Origin of the sequence: Rhizobium sp. BK399 (genome assembly GCF_014194695.1) — a bacterium.
GTDB lineage: Bacteria > Pseudomonadota > Alphaproteobacteria > Rhizobiales > Rhizobiaceae > Rhizobium.
The window spans coordinates 283,615-301,286 of record NZ_JACIAH010000007.1 but is presented as its reverse complement, the minus strand read 5'-3'; the positions used below and the strand labels follow the sequence as shown (position 1 = coordinate 301,286).

Genomic DNA, 17,672 nt, shown 5'->3' with positions numbered 1-17,672 from the left:
GGGAGTCTGAGGATGCGGGGACGGTTGGCGAGTGTCGGTGCGGAGGAAACCCTGCTTGCCGAAGGGTGGAACCTGGTCCTGACGGAATCGGGCGCTTGCGCAACGCCCCATGACATTCCCTTGTCCGCGCAGTTTATTGCCGCCGAAGTACCAGGTACCGTCGCCGCAGCTTTGGAAAAGGCGGGGCAGTTCGACCGGGACAATCCGGAGCCGCTCGACACCCGCGACGCATGGTATCTCTGCCGGCTTTTTGACGTCCAGCCCGGTGATGCGATCCTTCGCTTCGAGGGATTGGCGACGCTGTGTCATGTCTTTCTCAACGGCCAAGAGATCCTGTCGTCGGAAAGCATGTTCACAATACACGAGATACCTGTGACGCTCTCTGGCGGCGACGAGTTGGCGCTGTGCTTCCGAGCCCTTGCGCCGAGGCTGGCCGAGCCCGGCCCACGCGCCCGCTGGCGGCCGCAGATGATCACGCCACAAGGCTTGAAGAATGTCCGCACGACGCTTCTGGGCCGCATGCCCGGCTGGTGTCCGGAAATTCATGCTGTCGGTCCGTGGCGACCCATCACGGTCGTCCGCCGCGATGTCGTTTCGATCGATAACGTTTCGGTCCGCGCCGTGCTCGAGGCGGATGGCACTGGGCGACTGAGTGTTTCGCTTCATACCAATGTCGACAACCCGGACCTCGTGCTTCGGTGCGGAGCTGTTCAGCAGGCTTTCGAAAAAGTCGGAGAGAACCACCATTCGGCAATCCTCAGGCTAGAGGACGTCGATCTCTGGTGGCCGCATACGCACGGTGTACCGCAGCTCTATGATTTCTCGATCATCATTGATGGTGTCGAGCACCATGCGGGCCGAACGGGTTTTCGCCGCATCGACGTTGATCGCGGATCGGGGGGTGATGACTTTGCGCTGCTGGTCAACGGCGAGCGTGTCTTTTGCCGAGGGGCGGTCTGGACGACCGCCGATATCGTTCGGCTGCCGGGCGGCAAGTCAGACTACGAGCCGTTCCTGCGCCTTGCCGCCGAGGCAGGCATGAACATGATCCGCATCGGCGGCACCATGGCTTACGAGACGCCAGCGTTCTTTCAGCTCTGCGACGAACTCGGTCTGCTCGTCTGGCAGGACTTCATGTTTGCCAACTTCGACTATCCGAAGAACGACAAGGCGCTAACCGCGCACGTCCACGCGGAGGTCGAGGAATTCCTGCACGCCGTCCAGGGATGCCCATCGGTGGCGGTTCTCTGCGGCGGCAGCGAAGTCTATCAGCAGGCGGCGATGCTTGGCCTGCCGCGTGAATATTGGGCAGGCCCAATCACGGAGGAGATCATTCCGGCGATCGCCGGCCGCATGAGGCCCGACGTGCCGTATGTGGTGAACTCACCATCGGGTGGCGCGATGCCCTTCTCGTCAGATGCTGGTGTTACTCATTATTACGGGGTCGGCGCCTATATGCGACCGCTCGTGGATGCCCGTCGTGCGAATGTCCGCTTCGCGGCCGAGAGCCTGGCTTTCTCCCAGGTGCCGCAACAACGAACGCTGCAACGGCATCTGGACGTTCCCCCGGTCCACAGTCCGCTATGGAAGGCGCGCGTTCCCCGCGATCGCGGCGCATCGTGGGATTTCGAGGATGTTCGCGATTTCTATCTGACCGAACTTTACGGCGAGGATCCGGCGCGACTTCGTCGTGAAGATCGCGACCGTTATCTGGACCTCTCGCGTGTCGTTACCGGCGAAGTTGCTGAAGCGACCTTCGCCGAATGGCGGCGCAGCGGATCGACCTGCAACGGCGCCTTGGTGTGGACCTTACAGGATCTGATGCCAGGTCCCGGTTGGGGGGTGATCGATTCGACCGGCGAGCCGAAGCCCGTGTGGTATGCCCTGCGTCGTGCCTTTCGGCCGGTTCAGGTGGTGGTGACCGACGAGGGGACGAATGGCCTCGACGTCCACGTGCTGAATGAAACCGAACATACCTTACAGCTTGATCTCGAACTGGTTTGCCTGCGCTACGGCAGGCAGCACGTCGTCAGCGGTGGCCGCATTCTGACTTTGGCGCCCAGAAGCTGTGAAACGTTTGCCGCAACCGATCTCTTCGGCGCGTTTTTTGATACGACCTACGCGTTTCGCTTCGGACCACCGTCGCACGACGTCACCGTTGCCCGTCTACGTCTGCCGGATGGCGGCCCGGTGGTCGCCGACGCTTTCCATTTTCCGTTGGGCCGCGCCAAGGCCTTCCACGATACCGAGATCCAGGCGGTGGTGACGCGGCAGGACAATGAATGGGAGCTCGATATCGCAGTCGACAGGTTCGCGCAGTCCGTCCATGTCAGCGTCGATGGTTATCGACCGGACGACGACTGGTTTCACCTTGCCCCCGGCGGCGCAAAACGCATCCGGCTGCTTCCGCTATCGGGATCGGCAGATGAACAAGCGCCATCCGGTCAGATCACCAGCCTCGGCAGCTCGCGAGCCGCCTCATTTTAATGCCCGAGATCGCCCTTGCGCGGCTGCCAGGGGTTTGAAACGGCTTCCTCAGAAAGCCTTGAACGTCAGCGTCGTCAGCGAACGCACGATACCGGGAATGTTGGCGATGTTGTCATTGATGAACTTGCCGATGTCCTGGCCTTCCTCGACGTAGACCTTGAGCAGAAGATCGTAGTCGCCGCTCGTCGAGTAGAGCTCTGAAGCGCGCTCTGTCTGGTAGATGGCATCGGCAACCTCGTAGGTTTTGCCGGGTGCGCATTGGAGCTGAACGAAAATGGGCTTCATGGGAATTTCCTGCATCATATTTTGGTTTGCGGCATAATGGTCGAAAGCACCATGCCGGCGCAAGCTGTTCGTCAGATGGCGGCTTCCCGAACGATCCAATCGCGAAATGCTTCCAGCGGCGCGTAGTCGGCCCGCTCCGGTGGATAGACGAGATAGTAGTGCTCGCTGCTTTCCATTTCTCGGTCGACGGCTGCAACCAGATCGCCGCGTTTCAGTTCATCTTGAATGAGGAACGTCGGAAGCAGCGCAACACCGAGACCGGCCATCGCTGCTTGCGCCGCAGTCGCAAACTGATCGAAAAGCATGCCGTGCACGGTTTGAAAGCTCACGCCGCTGTCTGCGAACCAGCGCTCCCATGCATCCGGGCGCGTCGTCAGGTGCAGTAGCGGAGCTTGAAGCAGGTCCTCGGCAACTTTGATCGCGTGTCGGCTGCGGAATTCGGGGCTGCAGGCCGGCACAGTTTTCTCCGACATCAGAAATGTCAGCTCCGCCCCCGGCCAATGCGCGTGGCCGAAATGAATGGCCGCATCGATCGAATCGAGCCGGAAGTCGAAGGGCGAAAGCCGGGTGACAAGATTGATCGTCACTCCCGGATTGGCCGCCAGGAAGCCTCCCAGCCGGGGTGCCAGCCAACGCGTCCCGAAGGTAGGAAGAATCGCCAGATTGAGCGTACCGCCGTGCGGATTGGCGCGCAGGTTCAGCGATGCGCTCGAAATGCGCCGAAGCGCTTCGCGTATCTCGCGGGCGTAGCCGTCGCCGGCGAGCGTCAATCGTACCGTCTGGCGTTCGCGCACGAACAGCTCGACGCCGAGCTGCTCTTCCAGCGCCTTTATCTGACGGCTGACGGCGCTCTGGGTGAGGTCGAGTTCACGCGCGGCGGCCGTCACGCTGCCTGTGCGCGAGACCGACTCAAAGGCCACAAGCAAGGATGTCGATGGAAGAAAGCGTCGTGAAAGCAGCACCAATCATTCCATTTCAGAATAAGCTATTTCCTAAATGTCGATATTTAGGGCTTATCCAGCTTTGTAAAGTCATTCATCTGACAGAATCGGAATGAACTGAAATTACGATCGAACTGCCCGGTACGGCCTCCTGGGCTGCGATCGGCAACCTGATCAGCGGTTTAACAAGCAATCGCACGGCGCTAGAATGCTGCCTGCTTAACCAATGGATTTTGATCGATGCTGAACGATCCCCGCTCCCATGGTCTCTGGGAAAAAACCGCTCCTCAGCCGCCCGTTACCTCCTCACTCGCGGGCAGTTTGAGTGCCGATGTCGTGGTTGTGGGGGGCGGCTATACGGGTCTTTCCTCCAGTCTCCATCTGGCGGACGCGGGTTCGAAGGTCGTGTTGCTGGAAGCCAAGGAGATCGGCTTCGGTGGTGCAGGCCGAAACGTCGGCCTCATCAACGCCGGCATGTGGGTCATGCCGGACGATCTTCCGGGCGTTCTCGGCCCGGTCTACGGCGGACGTCTGCTCGACTTGTTGGGCAACGCGCCACGGCTTGTAATGGAATTGATCGACAAGCACGGCATCGCTTGCGAGCTTGAACGAAACGGCACGCTTCACGTCGCCGTCGGCGAAAGTGGCCTGAAGGAAATCGAGGATCGTGCGCGGCAATGGGCGGCACGCGGCGCGCCGGTGACAGTGCTCGACGCGGCGGAGACGGCCAAGCGCGTCGGCAGCAGCGCCTATACGGGGTCGTTGCTGGATATGCGCGCCGGTACGCTGCAGCCGCTCGCCTACGCGCGCGGCCTTGCGCATGCGGCGGTCAAGGCTGGCGTTTCAATCCACACGTCGAGCGCCGTCATCGGGACTGAGCGGAAAGGCAATCGCTGGATCGTCAGGACGGCAAAGGGAGAGGTTACGGCCGACTGGATCATTGTGGCGACGGACGCCTATAGCACCGGCCCTTGGGAAGCGGTGCGCAACGAGCAGGTCCATCTGCCCTATTTCAATCTTGCAACCCGGCCGCTCAGCGACAATTTGCGCCGCTCCATCCTCGCTGGGCGCGAAGGCGTATGGGATACGAAGGAAATCCTCTCCTCCTATCGCATGGACCAGGCCGGGCGTTTGGTCTTCGGCAGTGTCGGTGCGCTACGCAATACCGGGCTTCAGATCCACACGGCCTGGGCCAAACGCTCCTTGAAGAAGCTCTTTCCGCAGCTTGGCGATGTCGAGTTCGAATGCGAGTGGTACGGCAAGATCGGAATGACCGACAATGCATTGCCGCGCTTCCACAGGTTCGCGCCGAATGTTGTAGGCTTCTCCGGCTATAATGGTCGCGGGATCGCGCCCGGTACGGTGTTTGGCCGCACGCTTGCGCAGCTCATCCTGGGGCAGACAACGGAAGCGGATCTGCCGCTGCCCCTGACAGCGCCGTCCGAACCGAGCTTCCGCGCCGTGAAGGAAATGTGGTACGAAGCCGGCGCCCAAGTGGCCCATTTCGCAGACGCCCGATTTTGAGAACCGAGGTTGAACCCATGACCATCTCCGCACTTGATCTCGCCACCGAGACGAAAAACCTGCTTACGGAACTGGGCGTCGGCGCCGACCGCTATACCGGCGGCACCCTTCGCGTTACCTCGCCGGTAACCGGCAAGGAGATCGGTGCGCTGAAGGAGCATTCTGCCTCGGAAGCAAAGGACGCCATCGAGGCGGCACACAAGGCATTCCTCGAGTGGCGGGCCGTCCCGGCTCCGAAGCGCGGCGAACTCGTCCGCCTGCTCGGCGAAGAACTCCGCGCGGCAAAAGCCGCACTCGGTCGCTTGGTCTCGATCGAGGTTGGCAAGATCACCTCCGAGGGTCTCGGCGAAGTCCAGGAAATGATCGACATCTGCGACTTTGCCGTCGGCTTGTCGCGTCAGCTCTACGGTCTGACCATTGCCACCGAACGCTCAGAGCACCGGATGATGGAAAGCTGGCACCCCTTGGGCGTGGTCGGCATCATCTCGGCCTTCAATTTCCCGGTGGCCGTCTGGTCCTGGAATGCTGCCCTGGCGCTGGTTTGCGGTAACTCAACAGTCTGGAAGCCGTCTGAGAAGACGCCGCTGACGGCGCTTGCCGTTCAGGCCCTGTTTGAAAAGGCTCTGAAGCGCTTTGTCGCCGAAGGCGGAGTGGCTCCGTCGAACCTGTCGACGTTGCTCATTGGTGGACGCGATGTCGGGGAAGTCCTTGTCGACCATCCCAAGGTGCCGCTCGTCTCCGCCACCGGCTCGACGGCCATGGGCCGCGTTGTCGGCCCCCGCTTGTCACAGCGCTTTGCCCGATCGATCCTCGAGCTCGGCGGCAACAATGCCGCGATCATCTGCCCGACGGCCGATCTGGACCTGACGCTGCGGGGCGTTGCCTTTTCCGCCATGGGGACCGCCGGTCAGCGTTGCACGACGCTGCGCCGCCTGTTCGTTCACGAGAGCGTCTATGACAAGCTCGTTCCGCGCCTACAGAAGGCCTATGGCTCGGTCTCGATTGGTAACCCGCTGGAAACGGGAACGCTTGTTGGGCCTCTGATCGACAAGCAGGCCTTTATGAACATGCAGTCGGCTCTTGAGCAGGCGAGAGCTGGCGGCGGTAAGGTCACGGGTGGCGAGCGCGTCGAAAACGGCGCGGCAGACGCCTTCTATGTTCGTCCGGCGCTCGTTGAAATGCCCGATCAAACCGGCCCTGTGGAGCATGAGACTTTTGCGCCGATTCTCTACGTGATGAAGTACACGGATTTCGACCAGGTGCTGGACCTGCACAACGCGGTGCCGCAGGGGCTGTCCTCTTCGATCTTCACGAACGACATGCGCGAGGCCGAGACCTTCGTTTCTGCTCGCGGTTCGGATTGCGGCATCGCCAACGTCAACCTCGGTCCGTCCGGGGCCGAAATCGGTGGTGCCTTCGGCGGCGAAAAGGAAACTGGCGGCGGCCGCGAATCCGGTTCGGATGCCTGGAGAGCCTACATGCGTAGGGCGACGAACACCGTCAATTACGGCAAGACCTTGCCGCTTGCGCAGGGCGTAAAGTTCGACGTCGAATGACCGTTGCTGCATTGCAGCTGTAAGGGTGATGGCATAACACGTCATCACCCTTTCTTTTTCGCAGGTCGCTATGCATCTGACCCTATCTGCGGCGGAAACGCTGGTTGTCGACGCTCTGGTGCGCAATCGTGTAGACGAGGCCAATGCACACTCGGTTGCAAGGGCTCTCGTTGCCGCCGAAGCCGCCGGGCAGGGTGGTCATGGTCTGCGCCGGGTCGAGGCCTACGCAAAGCAGGCGAAGGCAGGCAAGGTCGATGGATTTGCCAAGCCGCGGCTCGAACGGCCGTTTCCCGCCGTCGTGCGGATCGACGCCTGCCATGGCTACGCCTATCCGGCCTTCGATCTTGCCGTCACTGCGCTTCCGGAGATTGTCCTGCAGCAGGGGATCGCCTTGGCTGCGGTTCACCGTTCGCACCATGCCGGCGTCCTTGCCTTAACCGTAGAGCGGTTTGCGGAAATGGGCCTTGTCGCTCTGATGGTCGCGAACGCCACGGCGTCCATGGCCGCTTGGGGTGGACGGAAACCCGTCTTTGGAACGAATCCCATCGCGTTCGCCGCGCCGATTCCGGGTGCCGACCCTCTTGTCATTGATCTCGCTTTGTCACGCGTCGCCCGCGGCAAGGTGATGGCTGCGCGGCAAAAAGGCGTCGCCATTCCTGCGGATTGGGCCTTTGACCGCAATGGCGAGCCGACGACGGATGCGGTTGCGGCGCTCGAGGGCGCAATGGCGCCCTCTGGAGAAGCCAAGGGCGCTGCATTGGCGATGATGGTGGAGTTCCTCGCCGGTGCATTGACCGGGGCCAATTTTTCCTTCGAGTCCTCCTCGCTCTTTGACGACAAGGGCTCGGCGCCCGGCCTTGGTCAGATGCTTATGGTCATCAACCCCGCGGCCAGCGGTGGGAAAGGCGTCGCCGATCGAGTGGCTATGCTGGTCGGCGAGATTTCCTCCGATCCCGGTGTACGGCTTCCAGGACGTCGCGGCCAAACGGCCCGACGGCAGGCACTGGAACATGGCATTGACGTGGAGGATGAAGTCATCGCCGCAATCCGCACGCTCTAGAATGATTCTAAAGTTGACGAATGTTTTCAAGTATTTGTGATGCCAACGGCATCACTAAAACTTGAAATGCGAAATCAACAAAAATATACGGGCTCCATCACCCTGGGGATCTCGGGTGAAACACCATGGAGGGCTTCATGAAAACTTACCTTAACCGCGTTTCCGGCGCGCTGGCGCTTGCCGCTTCGCTCGTTGCCGCAACGTCGTTGGCCACCGGCGCCGCCGTGGCGCAAGAATCCGAAGGCATTGTCGTCTACAACGCTCAGCATGAGAGCCTTGGCCGCGAGTGGATTGATGCCTTCACCAAGGCAACCGGCATCAAGGTGACGATGCGCCAGGGCAGCGACATGCAGCTCGCCAATCAGATCGTCCAGGAAGGCGACGCGTCGCCAGCCGACGTTTTCCTGACTGAGAACTCCCCGGCTATGACGCTCGTTGACGCCGCTGGCCTCTTTGCGCCGGTCGACAAGGAAACGCTGGACCAGGTTCCCGAGCAATATCGTCCGTCCGACGGCATGTGGACCGGCATTGCTGCCCGTTCGACGGTTTTTGCTTACGACAAGACGAAGCTGACCGAAGACAAGCTCCCGAAGTCGCTGCTCGACCTCGCCGATCCGGCGTGGAAGGGTCGCTGGGGTGCTTCGCCGGCCGGCGCTGACTTCCAGGCGATCGTCAGCGCCTTGCTCGAGCTCAAGGGCGAGGAAGCAACTGCGGCTTGGCTTAAGGCGCTCAAGGAAAACTCCACACCATACAAGGGCAACAGCGTCGCGATGAAGGCGGTGAATGCGGGTGAAGTCGAGGGGGCGGTGATCTATCACTACTACTGGTTCGGCGATCAGGGGAAGACCGGTGAAAACAGCAAGAACGTAGGTCTGCACTACTTCAAGAACCAGGATCCGGGTGCTTTCGTCAGCGTCTCGGGTGGCGGCGTTTTGAAGTCGAGCCAGCATGCCAAGGATGCTCAGGCTTTCCTGAAGTTCGTGACCGGCAAGCCCGGTCAGGACATCCTGAAGAATGGCACCTCCTACGAATATGCTGTCGGCAAGGATGCAGCATCGAACGACAAGCTGGTCCCGCTGGCTGACCTCGATGCGCCGAAGGTCGATGCGGCCAACTTGAACAGCAAGAAGGTGACGGAACTGATGACCGCCGCCGGTATCATCTAAGTCCTTCTGACACATGTCCGGCTGGTCAAAACTGTTGCTTTTGGCTCAAGAAAAACGTAGGGCATGACGAAATCGGCAACCGTCTTCCGTGGGCGGTTGCCTTCCTTTTTCAGCGTGTGAAGGCGGCGGCCTTGCTGCAGGACAACAGATTGCTTGTTCCCGGCCATGAAGGGCCGATGGCACGGCCCGTGACAGGAATAGATCGGCTGCGGGCGCGTCTGCCTCACGCTTCCGTCATTCTCTTTGCCTCCGTCGTGGCGTTGTTTAGCCTGGTTCCGCTTGGTTTTATCGGCTGGATCACCTTTGATGTCGGCTGGCAGACCGTCAGGGAGCTCGTTTTCCGCGCGCGTGTCGGCGAACTGCTCGTCAACACGGTGCTGTTGGAAGCCTTCACCATTCCTCTGTCGATAGCTCTTGCTGTCACGCTGGCCTGGCTGGTCGAACGGACGGACATACCCTTCGCACGGCTTTGGTCGTGGCTGGCTGTCGCGCCCCTCGCGGTGCCGGCCTTCGTCCATAGCTACGCCTGGATCAGTCTCGTACCGGGGATGCGTGGGCTGCAGAGCGGTGTCTTCGTGTCCGTGCTGGCGTATTTTCCGTTTCTCTATTTGCCGGTTGCTGCCGCGCTTCGCCGGCTTGATCCCGCCATTGAGGACGCGGCTTCTTCCCTTGGCCTCGGGCCTTGGCGTCTGTTCTTTCGCACGATCCTGCCGCAGCTGCGCTTCGCCATTTGCGGCGGTTCGCTGCTGATCGGGCTGCACCTGCTGTCGGAGTACGGCCTCTTCGTGATGATCCGATTCGACACCTTCGCGACCGCGATCGTCGACCAGTTCCAATCCGCTTACAATAGCCCGGCCGCCAACATGCTGGGTGGTGTTCTGGTCGCTTGCTGCTTGCTTTTGCTGGGTCTCGAAATCCTGTTGCGCGGCAACGAACGATATGCCCGCGTCGGCTCCGGCTCGGCACGGCCGGCGGATCGCCGTCGGCTCGGCTGGTTCGCAGTGCCGGCGATCGTGCTTCAGGTGGGGCTGGCGGCATTGACCCTCGGGGTTCCCCTCGTGACGCTCGTGCGGTGGCTCTATCTGGGTGGGCTTGAAGTCTGGCGCGTCGACACGGTCGGCAATGCGTTTGTGCAAACCATCATTCTTGCCATCTCCGGCGGCATTCTTGCCACGATTGCCGCGGCACCAATGGCTTGGCTTTCCGTCCGAGCGCCGGGGCGTCTTCAGCGCCTGCTCGAGGCCTGCCATTATTATGTCGGCTCATTGCCTGGCGTGGTCGTCGCGCTTGCGCTGGTGACGATTACGGTCCGGCTCGTTCTGCCTCTCTATCAAACCTTCGCGACCCTTGTTGCTGCCTACATCCTGCTGTTCCTGCCACGTGCCATGGTAGGCCTGCGGGCAAGCATCGCCCAGGCGCCCGTAGAGCTTGAGCGGGCCGCAATGGGCCTTGGGCGGACGCCTGCCCAGGCTGTGCGACAGATCACCATGCGACTGGCCGCGCCGGGCGCGGCGGCCAGCGTCGCCCTCGTTGGTCTCGGCATTACCAATGAGCTCACCGCGACATTGATGCTGGCACCCAATGGGGTGGAAACTCTCGCCACGAAGTTCTGGTCGCTGACCAGCGAGATCGACTACGTCGCGGCCGCGCCTTACGCATTCATGATGGTCGTGCTATCGCTGCCGCTCACCCTCCTTCTCTATGCCCAATCGAAACGGACTGCCGGACAATGACGCTGCTTACGATTGATCGCATCAGCAAGCGCTACGGGCATGTCCAGGCATTGCAGAACATCTCATTCGATGTCGCCGCCGGAAGCCGCACCGCCGTGGTCGGGCCTTCGGGGTCGGGAAAGACGACGCTGCTGCGCATTATTGCCGGCTTCGAGCAGCCTGATAGCGGTCGCGTCACGCTGAATGACGAGCTTCTGGCCGACGGTCCGGCAACGGTGCCCGCGCACAAGCGAGGCATCGGTATCGTGTCGCAGGATGGCGCGCTGTTTCCGCATCTGAGTGTCGCCGACAACATCGGTTTTGGCTTCGAGCGCGGCGCCCCCGATCGCGAGCGACGCATTGTCGATCTACTCGATATGGTTGAGCTTGACCGCAACATGCTCACCCGCCGGCCGCACCAGCTTTCCGGCGGTCAGCAGCAGCGCGTGGCCCTGGCCCGCGCGCTTGGCCGCAAGCCGCGCCTGATGCTGCTCGATGAACCGTTTTCGGCACTCGATACCGGTCTGCGTGAGAATATGCGTAAGGCCGTGGCGCGCGTCCTACAGTCAGCAGGCATCACGACGATCCTCGTCACCCATGACCAGGCGGAAGCGCTCTCCTTTGCCGATCAGGTCGCCGTCCTGCGGGAAGGCCGGTTGATCCAGGCCGGGTCACCGCAATCGGTTTACCTGCAGCCGATTGATCGCGAGACAGCCCTGTTTCTCGGAGACGCGGTTATGCTTCCGGCCATTATTCGCAATGGCTTTGCCGATTGTGCGCTCGGCCGCGTCGCCGTCGATGGCGGCCATAAAGGTAAGGTCGAGATCATGCTGCGGCCTGAACAGATCCGCGTCGTTCCCGATGAAAGCGCGCAGACCTACCGCGGGCGGGTCGTCGAGGTGGAGTTCGGCGGGGCGACCTGCACCGTCGCCGTGTCGCTGGAAGGCGTTGCCCTGCCCCCTATCATGATCAAGACCTCAAGCGTGGCGCTTCCGGAGCGCGGAGATCATGTGCGTCTCGACATCGCCGGCAAGGCGCATGTTCTCGGAAGCCGCTGATCAGGCGATCTTGAGTTCGGAACTCTCGTCTTCCGATAACCAGCCGCCGCTATATCCCGCTAGCTCAAGACCGCGCCGGATAACCGATGAACGCCGCATAAGGCTCCAAATGAAATCGGACCGATCGTTTTCGATTGTCATCACCAGCAGTCCCTGGTCGATGCCGACGCAGCGGTCGTCGACCCAGCCCTCAGGTCGCTTGGTCTTGACTGTCGGGTTGAATCCGCCGGGGAAACGATCCTCGTAGAGCAGGTTCGGATAGGTGGATATCAGGGCGCGAAGACCGTCGAGCGAGGCTCGGCGGTCATATGGGAGCGATGCAAGCGCTGCCCAGGGAGCAATCGTGCCATCATCCGGCCCGAGCGGTGCGCCACGCGCAGCATAGCCGAGCACGCGCGGATGCCGACCGCCACGCATGTTGCGGGTGGGAGGCGGGCCATCCGAGGCGGACAGGCCCCATATGTCCTTGTTGTAGCCGACGAAGTGGCCGGGATTACGCTCGGCATAGTCTCGCTGCACGGCGATCGATAACTGGGTGTTGCGGAAATAATCCCAGTTGCGCTCGGCCATTGCCTTGTCCTGGATCCCACGGAAATCGATCCACGCATGCGAGAAGAAGTGAATGAAGAGTGGGCCGGCATAGACGTAAGGCTGGTCGCCGAACAGCATCCACGAATAGCTCGCGGTAAAGGCATCGTAGCTCGACGGTGGGATCGGATGCGTCGGGGAGGCAAGCGCCAGCGTATAAAGCAGGATCGCTTCGTCGTAGCCCTGCCAGCGCCAACGCAGGAAGCCGCTGCCTGGCTTCCAGCCCATGGAGACGGTCTGGCCCTTGTTTAGCGCCCAGTGCCAGTCGATCCTCTCGTAAACCAAACTCGCGAGCCTGCGAATCTCCGTTTCGGCTTCGGTGTTGCGGTCGAAATAGGCGGCGGCGGTCAACATGCCTGCCACCAGAAGCGTAGTGTCGATCGTCGACAGCTCGCTGTTCCAGGCGCGGTGGCCCGTATCCATATGCAGGAAGTGATAGAAGAAGCCGCGATAGCCGATCGCGTGTCGCTCACGGCCTTGGTGACCGTTGGCAAAGAAACAAAGTGTCTTCAGTGTGTAGTCGATCGCGTCGGACCGCTGCATCCAGCCACGCTCGACGGCGACTGGATAGGACGATAGGGAAAAACCGACCGCGGCGATGCTGCAGGGGACCCCCGTGATGGACGTGTCCGCGACGAGCCCGTTGGCGGGATTGTAGTGCTTCGGGAAATAATTGAATGCGCCTTGCTGAAGCCTGTCGATTAGCGCGGCATCCGTTTCCTCGGTCCGTTGTAACATGCGTGCCAAGCCCAACCTGTTGTTCGCCCCTGTTTGAAAATGGCGAAGGAGAATGCGCAAATCAATCATTTTTGAAGGCGTGCGACAGCACGCCCCTCGCTGCCCGGTCCTACTACCGATGCGGTGACGTTTTGGCAGCTCGCCAGCGTGTGGTGGCAGCGAGCCATTCCCGTGTCCGCGTTTCGGGATCAGCGCTGCGCGTGATATCGGTCACGACAGCGGCGCTATCCGCTCCGTGCGCGAAGACCCGTTCAATTCGATCGACGTTCAAGCCGCCGATGGCGACGAGCGGCAGGTCGCCCACCTGCGCCTTCCATGTGCGGAGGCGTTCTGGTCCCTGCGGCAACCATTTCATCTGCTTGAGAATGGTCGGATAGATCGGACCAAGCGCAATATAGTCCGGCTTTGCCGCCATTGCAGTCTCGAGCTCCGCATCGTCGTGCGTAGAGAGGCCGAGTTTCAAGCCAGCGGCGCGAATGGTATCGAGGTCGGCCGCTTCCAGATCCTCCTGACCGAGGTGGACGAAATCGCATCTTTCCTCGATCGCCAGCTGCCAATAGTCGTTGACGATCAGCTGGCAGTCATACGCTGCGCAAATTGCCTTTGCGGTTCGAATTTCGGCGCGTAACTCGGTCGTTTCCTTCTCCTTGATCCTGAGTTGCACAAGCTTGACGCCGAGCGGCACCAGACGCGCGATCCATTCGGCGCTATCAACGATGAGATAGAAGGGATCGAGCCTCATGCGAATACGGCCTTTCCGATGATGGGTGTCGAGGGAACCGCGACATCGCGCGGTTCGAGCATGCCGGCGCCGAAAGCTTCATGACCCGATTCGATCGCCTTGGCGAATGCACTGGCCATGGCAACCGGGTCGCCGGCGCCGGCAACGGCGGTGTTCAGGAGGACGGCATCGAAGCCGAGTTCCATGACAAATGTCGCGTGTGACGGCCGACCGATGCCGGCGTCAACGATAAGCGGAATGTCCGGGAAATGCGCGCGCATAGAACGGAGCGCCGTTGGGTTCAGCGGTCCCGCGGCGCTGCCGATCGGGGCGCACCAGGGCATCAATACCCCGCAACCCGCTTCGAGCAGCTTCTCCGCCACCACGAGGTCGTCGGTCGTGTAGGGAAAGACCTCAAAACCGTCGGCTGAAAGGATGCTTGCCGCCTCTACCAGACCGAACACGTCAGGCTGGAGCGTGTCGTGATTGCCGATCACCTCCAGCTTGATCCAGTTGGTGCCGAACAGCTCACGTGCCATCTTGGCCGTCAAAACGGCCTCGGAGACCCCATGGCAACCGGCCGTGTTCGGCAGAACCCGAACGCCAAGCGAGCGGATCATTTCGAAGAACGCACCACCACTTCGTCCGCCTGCGGTTTCACGGCGCAGCGAGACCGTGACGATCTCCGTTCCCGATCGTTTAACGGCCTCCGCGAGGATCGCCGGTGAGGGGTATCGTGCTGTTCCTAGAAGCAGGCGGGAAGAGACTTCGGCGTCATAAAGCTTCAGCATGATCAGCCTCCCTGCATTGGTGACAGGATTTCGATCCTGTCGTTGTCGTTGAGTGCATGGTCGGCGCGATCCTCGCGGTGGACGATTTCGCCGTTGACGGCGGTCGCCAGCCAGTCGCCTTCGTATTCCATCACCGTCAGCAGTTCGGACAGCGTTGGTGCAATCAGGTCGTGATGCTCACCGTTGACGATCAGTTTCATCGGTCACTTCCTCCTGGTTCGGTTCGGGAGAAGACAAGGTCGACCGCTTCCTTCGCCATCGCGGGCGCCAGCAAGAAGCCGTGGCGGTAGAGCCCGTTCAGCACGACGGCATCGGCTTCGCGGGACACGCGCGGAAAATTATCGGCGAATGCCGGCCGGATTCCGACACCCGCTTCGACGACAGCCGCGTCCGCAAAGGCGGGATGCACGGCATAGGCGGCGTTCAGCAGCTCCATCATTGAACGCGCCGAAATCGGGCCACCGTGTTCCGTCTCGATCATGGTGGCGCCAACCATAAACAAGCCATCTCCACGCGGAACGATATAGACGGGGAAGCGGGGATGCAGTAGGCGCACCGGTCTGGCGAGGGCAACGTCCTGAGTGTCCAGATAAAGCATCTCGCCGCGAACGCCACGAAGTCCGCTCATCTGCCCTATGCGCGCTGCGCCCGTGCAATCGACGATGTCGTCGTAGCCGGTGGTTTCATTCATCTGGTCGATGAATTTGACGCGTCGAGCGATCAGCTTTTCTCGCAGCAGACCCAGCGCCCGCCTTGGATTGAGATGGCCCTCCAGCGGGAAGAAAAGCGCGCGTCGGAAGCGGCCTGCCAAAGCCGGTTCCAATGCAGAGATTTGTTCGTCGTTCAGCCATTCATGGCCGCTGGTGCGGCCGGCGAAGCGATCAAGTTCGCCTTGGTCACGCGCTGGAGCAACGACCAGCGTTCCGTTTCGCTGGACCTCGCCAGGCAGCATTGTGTCCCAACGGTCGATGGCATCCCCGCCGCGCAGCAAGACGGCTTCATCGGCGCTTTCACACTCACACCAGGGCGCAAGCATACCACCAGCAAACCATGAGGCCGCTTGGTGAGAACCTGGATCCATAACGGTGATGTCGGCGCCACGAAGGCTGAGTTCGTGCGCGACCGCAAGGCCGGCAACGCCGGCCCCTTTGACGAGGACATGCATCTCAGTCACGCGACTGTTCGATGGGGTCGATCGGCATATAGAGATCGCCGCCCTCGCGGTATTTCGCCGCCATGGCGTCGAGCCCTTCCTTCTGCGCCTCGGCGCGGATGTCGTGTGATATCCGCATCGAGCAGAATTTCGGGCCGCACATGGAGCAGAAGTGCGCGACCTTGTGGGCTTCCTTCGGCAGCGTCTCGTCGTGAAAGCTGCGGGCCGTCTCCGGATCGAGCGACAGGTTGAATTGGTCCTCCCATCGGAACTCGAAACGAGCGCGCGACAGGGCGTCATCGCGCAATTGAGCGGCCGGATGCCCCTTGGCGAGATCGGCGGCATGGGCGGCGATCTTGTAGGTGATGACGCCGGTCTTCACGTCGTTGCGGTCGGGCAGGCCAAGATGCTCCTTCGGCGTGACGTAGCAGAGCATTGCCGTGCCGAACCAGCCGATCATCGCGGCACCGATGCCCGAGGTGATGTGGTCGTAGCCGGGGGCGATATCTGTCGTCAGTGGTCCCAGCGTGTAGAAGGGCGCCTCGCCGCAGACGGCGAGCTGCTTGTCCATGTTTTCCTTGATCTTGTGCATCGGGACATGGCCCGGGCCCTCGATCATGACTTGGCAGTCCTTGGCCCAGGCGATCTTCGTCAGTTCGCCGAGGGTCTCCAGTTCGGCGAATTGCGCGGCGTCGTTGGCGTCGGCAATCGAACCCGGACGCAGCCCGTCACCGAGCGAGAATGAGACGTCGTAGGCTCGGCAGATGTCGCAGATCTCTTCGAAATGCTCGTAGAGGAAACTCTCACGATGGTGATGAAGACACCACTTGGCCATGATCGAGCCGCCGCGCGAGACGATGCCGGTAACGCGGTTGACGGTCAGCGGGATGTAGTGAAGCCGGACACCGGCATGGATGGTGAAATAGTCGACACCCTGCTCCGCCTGCTCGATGAGCGTATCGCGATAGACCTCCCAGGTCAGGTTTTCGGCAATGCCCTCGACCTTCTCCAGCGCCTGATAGAGTGGGACAGTGCCGATCGGCAGCGGCGAGTTGCGGATGATCCATTCGCGAATGTTGTGGATGTTGCGGCCGGTGGAGAGGTCCATCACGGTGTCGGCGCCCCACCGGGCTGCCCAGACCATTTTCTCGACCTCTTCGGCCATCGAAGACGTAACCGCGGAGTTTCCGATATTGGCGTTGATCTTCACCAGGAAGTTCCGGCCGATGATCATCGGTTCGGCTTCGGGATGGTTGATGTTGGCGGGAATGATCGCGCGACCGGCGGCCACCTCCAGACGGACGAATTCGGGGGTGACGTGATCGGGAATGTGAGCGCCGAAGCTTTCACCGTCGCGCTTGACAGCCTCAGCCTTCGCCTTGCGGCCGAGATTTTCGCGGATGGCGATGAACTCCATCTCCGGTGTTACGATTCCGGCGCGCGCATAGGCGAGTTGGGTGACGGCTTTGCCGTCCTTCGCGCGGAGCGGCTGACGCTTGGCGGGAAATTCTGGCGTCAACCGTTCGCCGCTGGCAAAGCCGTTATCCTCCGGGCGTACCCGGCGGCCGTGGTAGGCTTCGACGTCGCCGCGAGTGAGAACCCAATTGCGGCGCAATTCCGGAAGCCCTTGCTCGATGCGGATGTCCGCATTTTCGACGGTATAGATGCCCGACGAATCATAAACCGTGACCGGCGGCTCGCCTGACGTCGGATGGACGCTGATCTCGCGCATGGGAACGCGGATATGGGGGTGGATCTCGCCCGGGATGTAGATCTTGCGGGAGGCCGGTAGCGGGCCCGTTGTAACGGTCGGGGGGATGTTCTTTGCGGCAATATTCATGGTTTGAGGCTCCAAGTTTTAGGTTTGGAGACCCAGTCATCAGCCGGAATGA

General features: G+C 61.4%; 15 protein-coding genes. 7 read left to right on the top strand and 8 right to left on the bottom strand.

What is annotated here, in order from left to right:
* Window positions 1-12: 12 nt before the first annotated feature.
* Window positions 13-2,487 carry a glycoside hydrolase family 2 protein gene (locus tag FHT97_RS17415; protein WP_183863784.1) on the top strand — a complete coding sequence of 825 codons (2,475 nt, stop codon included), beginning with the start codon at window positions 13-15 and terminating at the stop codon, window positions 2,485-2,487.
* 48 nt (window positions 2,488-2,535) lie between these two features.
* Here the strand turns inward: FHT97_RS17415 and FHT97_RS17410 are convergent, their stop codons facing one another.
* A complete protein-coding gene (locus tag FHT97_RS17410; RefSeq protein WP_024315373.1) occupies window positions 2,536-2,772 on the bottom strand; it encodes an Lrp/AsnC ligand binding domain-containing protein in 237 nt (78 codons plus the stop codon).
* Window positions 2,773-2,843: 71 nt separating this feature from the next.
* Entirely contained in the window at window positions 2,844-3,734 is an 891-nt protein-coding gene (locus FHT97_RS17405; protein ID WP_183863783.1) for a LysR family transcriptional regulator, read from the bottom strand.
* Window positions 3,735-3,953: 219 nt separating this feature from the next.
* On the opposite strand from FHT97_RS17405, the gene FHT97_RS17400 reads away from it, so the two are divergent.
* The 6 genes from FHT97_RS17400 (at window position 3,954) to FHT97_RS17375 (ending at window position 11,789) form a co-directional block, all read left to right on the top strand.
* Window positions 3,954-5,237 carry an FAD-binding oxidoreductase gene (locus FHT97_RS17400; protein ID WP_183863782.1) on the top strand — a complete coding sequence of 428 codons (1,284 nt, stop codon included), beginning with the start codon at window positions 3,954-3,956 and terminating at the stop codon, window positions 5,235-5,237.
* Between the two features lie 17 nt (window positions 5,238-5,254).
* A complete protein-coding gene (locus FHT97_RS17395; RefSeq protein ID WP_183863781.1) occupies window positions 5,255-6,793 on the top strand; it encodes an aldehyde dehydrogenase family protein in 1,539 nt (512 codons plus the stop codon).
* A gap of 70 nt (window positions 6,794-6,863) precedes the next feature.
* Window positions 6,864-7,853 carry an Ldh family oxidoreductase gene (locus FHT97_RS17390; RefSeq protein WP_183863780.1) on the top strand — a complete coding sequence of 330 codons (990 nt, stop codon included), beginning with the start codon at window positions 6,864-6,866 and terminating at the stop codon, window positions 7,851-7,853.
* 137 nt (window positions 7,854-7,990) lie between these two features.
* The gene (locus FHT97_RS17385; protein WP_183863779.1) at window positions 7,991-9,019 is read left to right on the top strand and encodes an iron ABC transporter substrate-binding protein; all 1,029 of its coding nucleotides are present in this window, start codon (window positions 7,991-7,993) and stop codon (window positions 9,017-9,019) included.
* Between the two features lie 176 nt (window positions 9,020-9,195).
* A complete protein-coding gene (locus tag FHT97_RS17380; RefSeq protein ID WP_210280862.1) occupies window positions 9,196-10,752 on the top strand; it encodes an iron ABC transporter permease in 1,557 nt (518 codons plus the stop codon).
* Entirely contained in the window at window positions 10,749-11,789 is a 1,041-nt protein-coding gene (locus FHT97_RS17375) for an ABC transporter ATP-binding protein (RefSeq protein WP_183863778.1), read from the top strand. The genes FHT97_RS17380 and FHT97_RS17375 overlap by 4 nt, the downstream gene beginning before the upstream one ends.
* Here the strand turns inward: FHT97_RS17375 and FHT97_RS17370 are convergent, their stop codons facing one another.
* From FHT97_RS17370 to thiC, 6 genes are all read right to left on the bottom strand, one after another.
* Window positions 11,790-13,115: a glucoamylase family protein gene (locus FHT97_RS17370; protein WP_183863777.1), complete on the bottom strand. Its 1,326-nt coding sequence runs from the start codon at window positions 13,113-13,115 to the stop codon at window positions 11,790-11,792. It abuts the gene before it with no gap.
* A 112-nt stretch (window positions 13,116-13,227) separates the two neighbouring features.
* Entirely contained in the window at window positions 13,228-13,857 is a 630-nt protein-coding gene (locus tag FHT97_RS17365; protein WP_183863776.1) for a thiamine phosphate synthase, read from the bottom strand.
* Window positions 13,854-14,627, bottom strand: a complete 774-nt coding sequence (locus FHT97_RS17360) for a thiazole synthase (protein ID WP_028758963.1) — start codon at window positions 14,625-14,627, stop codon at window positions 13,854-13,856. Before FHT97_RS17360 ends, FHT97_RS17365 begins: the two co-directional genes overlap by 4 nt.
* Before the next feature lie 2 nt (window positions 14,628-14,629).
* Window positions 14,630-14,827 (bottom strand): sulfur carrier protein ThiS, encoded by a 198-nt coding sequence (thiS, locus tag FHT97_RS17355; RefSeq protein ID WP_028758962.1) that lies wholly within the window; start codon window positions 14,825-14,827, stop codon window positions 14,630-14,632.
* Window positions 14,824-15,792: a glycine oxidase ThiO gene (gene thiO / locus FHT97_RS17350; protein ID WP_183863827.1), complete on the bottom strand. Its 969-nt coding sequence runs from the start codon at window positions 15,790-15,792 to the stop codon at window positions 14,824-14,826. The genes thiS and thiO overlap by 4 nt, the downstream gene beginning before the upstream one ends.
* 1 nt (window position 15,793) lies before the next feature.
* A complete protein-coding gene (thiC, locus tag FHT97_RS17345; RefSeq protein ID WP_183863775.1) occupies window positions 15,794-17,620 on the bottom strand; it encodes a phosphomethylpyrimidine synthase ThiC in 1,827 nt (608 codons plus the stop codon).
* Window positions 17,621-17,672: the final 52 nt, after the last annotated feature.

Excerpts from the sequence above, each read along its gene's own strand:
- thiS (WP_028758962.1), bottom strand. The coding sequence starts at position 14,827 with ATGAAACTGATCGTCAACGGTGAGCATCACGACCTGATTGCACCAACG.
- FHT97_RS17370 (WP_183863777.1), bottom strand. The coding sequence starts at position 13,115 with ATGTTACAACGGACCGAGGAAACGGATGCCGCGCTAATCGACAGGCTT.
- FHT97_RS17365 (WP_183863776.1), bottom strand. The coding sequence starts at position 13,857 with ATGAGGCTCGATCCCTTCTATCTCATCGTTGATAGCGCCGAATGGATC.
- FHT97_RS17380 (WP_210280862.1), top strand. The coding sequence starts at position 9,196 with ATGGCACGGCCCGTGACAGGAATAGATCGGCTGCGGGCGCGTCTGCCT.
- FHT97_RS17390 (WP_183863780.1), top strand. The coding sequence starts at position 6,864 with ATGCATCTGACCCTATCTGCGGCGGAAACGCTGGTTGTCGACGCTCTG.
- FHT97_RS17395 (WP_183863781.1), top strand. The coding sequence starts at position 5,255 with ATGACCATCTCCGCACTTGATCTCGCCACCGAGACGAAAAACCTGCTT.
- thiC (WP_183863775.1), bottom strand. The coding sequence starts at position 17,620 with ATGAATATTGCCGCAAAGAACATCCCCCCGACCGTTACAACGGGCCCG.
- FHT97_RS17385 (WP_183863779.1), top strand. The coding sequence starts at position 7,991 with ATGAAAACTTACCTTAACCGCGTTTCCGGCGCGCTGGCGCTTGCCGCT.
- FHT97_RS17375 (WP_183863778.1), top strand. The coding sequence starts at position 10,749 with ATGACGCTGCTTACGATTGATCGCATCAGCAAGCGCTACGGGCATGTC.
- FHT97_RS17415 (WP_183863784.1), top strand. The coding sequence starts at position 13 with ATGCGGGGACGGTTGGCGAGTGTCGGTGCGGAGGAAACCCTGCTTGCC.
- FHT97_RS17400 (WP_183863782.1), top strand. The coding sequence starts at position 3,954 with ATGCTGAACGATCCCCGCTCCCATGGTCTCTGGGAAAAAACCGCTCCT.
- thiO (WP_183863827.1), bottom strand. The coding sequence starts at position 15,792 with ATGCATGTCCTCGTCAAAGGGGCCGGCGTTGCCGGCCTTGCGGTCGCG.
- FHT97_RS17360 (WP_028758963.1), bottom strand. The coding sequence starts at position 14,627 with ATGCTGAAGCTTTATGACGCCGAAGTCTCTTCCCGCCTGCTTCTAGGA.
- FHT97_RS17410 (WP_024315373.1), bottom strand. The coding sequence starts at position 2,772 with ATGAAGCCCATTTTCGTTCAGCTCCAATGCGCACCCGGCAAAACCTAC.